Raw genomic sequence first — 6,359 nt, 5'->3', positions numbered from 1 at the left:
TGCTGTCGGTGCCGGGGGCAAGCTGCTGCAGGCCTGCGCTGAGGCTAACCGGGTGGTCTTTGCCGCCGAGTTGCACGCTGTATTTGGTGAGCGTGTTGGTGGCGGTGGTGCCGGAGAGTCCGGTGAACGTTTCGCTGCGGCTGATGTCTTCCGTGCCGTCGGAGGGTTGCCAGCTGGTGCCGTTGCCGGGGACAGCGTCGCAGTCCTTACCGCTGGGAGCATCTGCAGAATTGGCGTAGCAGGGAACGGTGATGACATGTACGTTGAGTTTCTGCGTGGCCAAGGTGTAGAAGTAGTACACGTCGGTGGTACCCCAACCGGTGCTGCTGCCAGCGGTGCCGGCGGCGACGATGTCACCGCTGGCATTGTATGAGCGTCCGGTTTCTCCTGGGTAGGGGACAGTCACATTGCCGGTGGCCCAGACGGTTTTACCGCTGTTCTTGTTGGCCAGGGCGGTCAGTCCTGCAACGCTGGAGTCCGTGGTGCCGAGGGTAGAAGCGATGGTTTGCCGTTGTGCCGCGGTCAGCGAGCTCAAATCTGCGACGGTTAACGGTCGGTAACCGGCCACGTCGGTGGGTGTGGCAGGAGCGGAAGCGGTGCCCTTGACCCCAGTGATGCTATTCGCCTTACCGGTCGGATCGCCCGCGGTGGCGGCAACGGGACTCATGAGCGTACCGTCGAGGCCAAGATGGTGGGACTTCACCATCGTCTGGCCTGTTGCTGCGATGATCACCGGCTGGGTCGTGGCGACCAGTGAGGTGGTGCCGTTGGATGTGTTGATCTGAGTGCCGGCATCATTGAACACTTTGTAGGTAAGTGTGGATTTGGCGTACTGGTCGGAGAGACTGAAGAACGGTATCAGTTCGATGGAGGTTGCGCCGCGGTGCAGGATGCCGTTGTAATAGGTGATGGTGGCTTGCACGTCGGCGTCAACATTGCTGTTGGGAGACGCTGAATCCTTGGATTTGCGCACGTTGTTTTCGATTTCTGCGTTGGTGAGCACGGTGTCGGCGAACTTGACGGTGATGGCGCACCGGTAGCTGCCGTCGGATTGACGGGAATACATGGCCACGGTCTTGCCGGTGGCATCGGCCTGCTGCCTCAACGCGACTTGGCTGATGTTGTCGCCTGCGTTCGTCCAGCCCACGTTTCTGTTGGTGGTGGCTGGCTCGTCGAAGGTCGTGACGGCCGAGCCGAGGCTGCCCTGGATCTTGTTGTTGCGTGCGGACACATAGTAGGTTCCGAGGTTATATTTATAAAGCCAGGGGGTTATGGATTGGTTGTCGGCGCTGACTTGGAAGTTCTGCTTGACGTCGTTCTCCGGCAGGCTGCCGAGTTGGCCTCCGGTGTTGTTCATGTACGTCAGTTGGCTGTCGGATTGGATGTGCTCGTGGTATCTGATGTCGGGAATGTTGAACGTTTGTGATCCGGTGTTGTAGAGGACGTTGTCGTTGGGCAGCTGGGTGGCATCTATGAGATTGGGCAGTGCGTTGATGTGGAATCCGTAGGTGCGCACAGTTCCGTTTGCTGCGCCGTTGACATAGCTGCGCACGGACAGGGTGTTGTCGAATGGAAGGGCGCGCAATGCCGCGGCTTCGGTTGCCCAGTTGATGACCATAAGCCACGTGGCGGTGAACGAGAATGTTTCCGTGCCGATGTTGCTGCTGGTTTGCGTTACCTGCAAGGTGAGCGCATTCAGTGACTTGTCGTATTGGACGGTGCCGACTTCGTCTCCGGCGGTGTCTTTGATGGTGGCGGAACCGCCGTCGGGCAAGAGGCTTGCTTTTGCTCCGGATGGGGCGGTGGTGGTGTGGACGATGGAGGCAATGATAATCGAGTTGCCAACTGCAAGGGAGCTGGCATTGACACTGAACGAACCCTTTGCGCCGAGACGTTGATGCTCCTGTGCAGCAAGTGTTTGACTGGCGGGTTGGATGGTAGTGGTCTCACCTTTGAGGAGGGTGATGTCTGAGCTGATGGCGTTGACGGTGGTGCCGTCTTTGGTTTGAATGGAGGAAGCTGGTTCAGTTCCTAACGTGCCAAGTTTGCTGGGGGGGGGTAATGTCATTGCCGTTTTGGGTCTGCGCGGCTGACGCTTGAGCTTCGCTGGAGGTATTGCCGGCATATGCTGCCGATCCTGCGGCGAAGGCGGTAAGTAGGGTGGCCACGGCGGCGATGCCGGCAACGAGGTGCGTGCGTGCGGACTTCGGTGCCGCACTGGTTCGGCGAGTGCTACTCGTGGTGGTGGGAAGTGTGCTCATGTGTGCGTCCTCTTAATCCCTGTCTGTGCCGTGTATTGTCTGTGTTTCGTCCTGGGCACCGGTGTTCTCGGTTGATGCCGCGCGAAAGTCTTCTATTGTGTTGCAGGACTCGCAAAACACATATGCGCAATCATGCTGTGACCTATGGTACTAATGAATATTGACAAATGATGCATATACGTTGCATAGAGCAAAGACGCTGTCTATTAACAATATTGGTGGATAACTGTTTTTCCGCCTATCCACTGAGTTGGACACATATCAACATGTGTGTATATCAAGGTTTCCACAACTGCAGAAGATCACGGCAAGCCTCTGCTGAGAGAGGATAGGCGACGGTTTGAGGTGCGTACGTGGGAAGGCTGGCGGAGCAATAGGCACAGTACAATCCATCTCGCATAAAACAAGGGCGCTGCAACACCACATCGGTACCGCAACGCCCCTGACTATGCACATGTCGCGCACATGTGAACCTCATGACGTGTGCACGATGTCTCCGATGTGGTGGTGCATACTGTGCAGCGCCCGCTGGGTCATATCGCGCGCAGAGCCGGCACCCTTGCCTGTCACGCCGAAGAACACGATCATCACCATGCCGAAGGCGATGGCGGAGCTGACATACAGTGACATACGAACACCGAAAATGCTGGACGCGATCGCGGCTGCGTGGCCGGTACCCAGGGAACTTTGACGCATGGCGGTGAACTGCTCCATAAGAATCACCAGCACGGGCGATCCGATGGCGCCGGAAATCTGCCGGGCGGTATTCGTCACCGCCGATCCGGCTGAAACGTCACGTGGCTCAAGACAGTTGAGTGACCATGTAGTGACAGGCATGAGCACCAATCCCATGCCGATTTGACGGATGAACTGGCAGATGGAAACCCACCAGATAATCGTGTCCGAGCCGATGAAACTCATCATCACGGTGCCAATGAATAGCGTCAGTGAGCCGTACAGAGCCACTGGGCGTGCGCCGAACTTGTCGAGTAGGCGGCCGCCTGCGAACTGTGCGATGCACTGGCCGAGCGCGCCGGGCAGCATCACCAGGCCGGAGATGGTGGCTGAGTAGCCGCGGTCATCCTGAATGTACAGCGGGATGATGACGGTGATGGAGCTGAACGCAAAGAAGCTCATGGCGGCAGTGATGGTGCCGATGCGGAAGTTACGGTTGCGCAACGGGTTCAGGTCGAGTAGCGGCGGCTGAATCTTGCGCAGCGCCTTGATGGTATCAGGGTTCTTGATTTTCCTGAGAGCGTCGTCGCGGTTCTCGGTGTCGATGTTGTTGGCACGGTTGAACCTGCTCACCTCCTCGCGGAAGCGGCGAGCGCCCTTGATCTGGCGCGTGACGAACCAGACGATGCCGACCAGTCCCACCAGCATGACGGCCCACACCTGCGGGTTGGAGAAGGGATAGGTCTCGATGTTGGTGAAGCCGTAGAGCAGACCGCCGAACCCGATGATGGAAAGTATGACGGAGAAGAAGTCGGCCTTGGCAAGCTTGTCGGATTGTGAGAAGTTGCGCAGTCCGAAAATGGCAAGCACCAGAGCTATGGCACCCACGATGGTGAGGGTGAGGAAGATGGAGCGCCAACCGGTGGAATCGGTCTGCCATCCGCCGAACGTAGGTCCGATGGCCGGAGCCACGCTCATGGCCATGCCCACGGTGCCCATAGCCACGCCGCGCTTGGACAGCGGGTAGATGGAGAAGACGGTGATTTGCAGCACCGGCCACATCACACCCGAGCCGATGGCTTCGAGCGTACGGCCGAGCAGCACGAGCGGGAAGACAGGTGCCACCCAAGCCAGCACCGAGCCGAGCGTGAAGACGGTCATGGAAGTGATGACGATTTGGCGGGTGGAGAAACGGCGTGTGAGGAACGCGGTGAGTGGCACCATCACACCCTGTACCAGCTGGATGATGGAGGTGAGCCACTGGCCGGTGGTCACGCTGATATGAAACTCCGAAACGATGGTGGGCAGTGCGGCGCTGAGCTGCAGCTGGGTGAAGTTGCCGATAAAGGTGATGAAGGTAAGAATGGCAATGGAAACGAATGCGGCATGGGTGAGATGCCCATTCGCATAGGTCTCCCCGCTGCCAAGAGGGGTGGAGATATTGCGTTTCGCGACTTGTGGATGCTGTTCACGCACGGTGACTCATCACTTCTTTCTATTATCACAAACTACGGGCCGGTACATATATGCAAACGCATGGCGGCAATCAGGCGAGCGCTGGCTTGGTTTGCCACGCATGGGCTGTTTCGTCATATCGAAAACAGATGCCATTATACACGGTTGATTTCGTGTGCAGGAGCATGTCGCGATAGGCTGACTCAATTTTTATGTGGACTTGTGATGGTGTAGTCATATGCCGTTGAAAGGTGTCAGCGCCATCGTGTTATGGGCACGAGGAACTTTCGTGCAGCATCACGACGTTGCGCAAGAAGTGCGTGACGAACGCATGCGCATATGAAAAACGGCGGAACCCGAAATGGATTCCGCCGTTGTCTGCCGTGACTGGAGTGCGCTAGGAACTACATTCACGCTCTAATAGTTGTGGTGTGACAGCCAGTATTGGTAGGCACCCTGAATGCTGCCGTACCTGCCGTTGCAATAGTTGAAGAACCACTTGAGCTGGGTCTGGTAGTTCGTGGCCCAGTCAGCGCCCATGCTTGCCATCTTGCTGCCGGGCAGGGACTGCGGCAGACCATAGGCGCCCGAAGGGTTCTGTGCGTTGACCCTCCAGCCGGACTCGTGGGAGATGATGTAGACGGTAGCGGTGAAGTCGGCTTCGCTGTGGCCGTTGGAGAGCAGATAGTCGTGCGTCCACTGCTGCATTTCGCCGACAGGCGTGGTGGTGCCGATGTTCTTGTCTGCCGCGGAGATGGTGGCGGTCGCTCCCGTGCCCACCAAAATGACTCGATCGACCGGGGCGGTTTTGACGGCGGAAGTGAAGATGTTGCTGGAGGTGATCTGGTCGCCGGCACGTGTGATCAGGCTGGTGGTCTCCATCACGCCGTCCTGGCCTTCGCTCTCTACCTTCTCCTGGCCCTTGGGCAGGTCCTTGGTCTCCTTGCGCACGGTGTTGAAGGGGATGGGGGAGTCCGCGGTCTGCAAGTCTGCGCCGGTACGCTCTACCGTGATGGTTGTGGACTCCTTGACTTTGGAATCCAAGGAGGGGTGTACGGCATCGCCCGGCTCAAGTGTGATGTTGCCTTGCTCCAGCACCGACTTGATGGTGGTGAAATGCGTGCCGATCACCGCGCGGGATTTACCGTTGATGGTGACGGTGACGTATGTGGATCCTTTGGCGGAGCCACGGTCGGCCACACCTCGTGCCTCCGGGCCGGTGGCCGAGAAAGCGGTTGCCTCGGCCACTTTGGCCTCTTGTGCCGCCTTCTTGGTGTTGTGTACATGCATGCATATGATGCCTGCGCTCAGCGCGACGACGATTGCCATCACGATGCTGCCCATCTTGATCCACTGCCGTTTACTCAGCGAACTCAGAGTCTTAACTTCCTTGCGGTGGTTTGCCATCGTTCTCCTCGAAACATCGTTTTCGTATCTTGCCGGCCTCAGCGCCGCACTTATGACACCGTTGCCAGCAGCAACTCAACAGTTCATGCTAGCTGCGTGCATGGAAAAGAGGAAGAAAACCCGCTATTTTTCAGTTGTCGGCGCATCGGCGTTCAGGTCGAGAGCACGCGCCTGAGCGATGAGATCGTCGAGGTCGGAGGCACGTAGGGCACCTGCTTGTTTGAAGATGACCTGGCCCTTCTTGGCGATGAGCAACGTGGGAACGGCTTGAATTTCGGCAGCCTGCGCAAGGTCTTGATTTTGGTCGATGTCGACTTTGCCGAACACGATGTCGCTGTTCTCTTCGCTGGCTTGATCATAGATGGGTCCGAACGCTTTGCACGGGCCGCACCACGTGGCCCAGAAGTCCACGAGCACAATCTCGTTGTCGTTCAGTGTTTGCTCGAAGTTTGCCGCGTTCAGGTTCTGTGTAGCCATGTCTGTATCCTTTCGCCGATATGTGTTTCGTGAAGTGCGGCATTCGTCGCCGTTTCGAAACCCATGAATTCCCCTCCACAGTAC

The 6,359-nt window shown here is 57.7% G+C and carries 5 protein-coding genes; all 5 read right to left on the bottom strand.

Features of this window, described 5'->3' with window-relative positions; genetic code table 11:
• Nucleotides 1-2,068, bottom strand: a 2,068-nt coding sequence (locus AC3B5A_RS03660; protein WP_489798923.1) for a hypothetical protein, incomplete at its 3' end; no start/stop codon positions are given.
• Entirely contained in the window at nucleotides 2,025-2,261 is a 237-nt protein-coding gene (locus AC3B5A_RS03655) for a hypothetical protein (protein ID WP_489798921.1), read from the bottom strand. The genes AC3B5A_RS03655 and AC3B5A_RS03660, both read right to left, overlap by 44 nt.
• Nucleotides 2,262-2,735: 474 nt before the next feature.
• Nucleotides 2,736-4,412 (bottom strand): MDR family MFS transporter, encoded by a 1,677-nt coding sequence (locus AC3B5A_RS03650; RefSeq protein ID WP_489798919.1) that lies wholly within the window; start codon nucleotides 4,410-4,412, stop codon nucleotides 2,736-2,738.
• A 396-nt stretch (nucleotides 4,413-4,808) separates the two neighbouring features.
• Complete coding sequence (locus AC3B5A_RS03645; protein ID WP_489760408.1) at nucleotides 4,809-5,798, bottom strand: resuscitation-promoting factor; 990 nt, start codon at nucleotides 5,796-5,798, stop codon at nucleotides 4,809-4,811.
• Nucleotides 5,799-5,921: 123 nt separating this feature from the next.
• The gene (trxA, locus tag AC3B5A_RS03640) at nucleotides 5,922-6,275 is read right to left on the bottom strand and encodes a thioredoxin (protein WP_489760409.1); all 354 of its coding nucleotides are present in this window, start codon (nucleotides 6,273-6,275) and stop codon (nucleotides 5,922-5,924) included.
• Nucleotides 6,276-6,359 lie beyond the last annotated feature (84 nt).

The organism is Bifidobacterium sp. ESL1133 (genome assembly GCF_058107325.1).
This window is presented reverse-complemented; position numbering and strand designations above follow the sequence as displayed.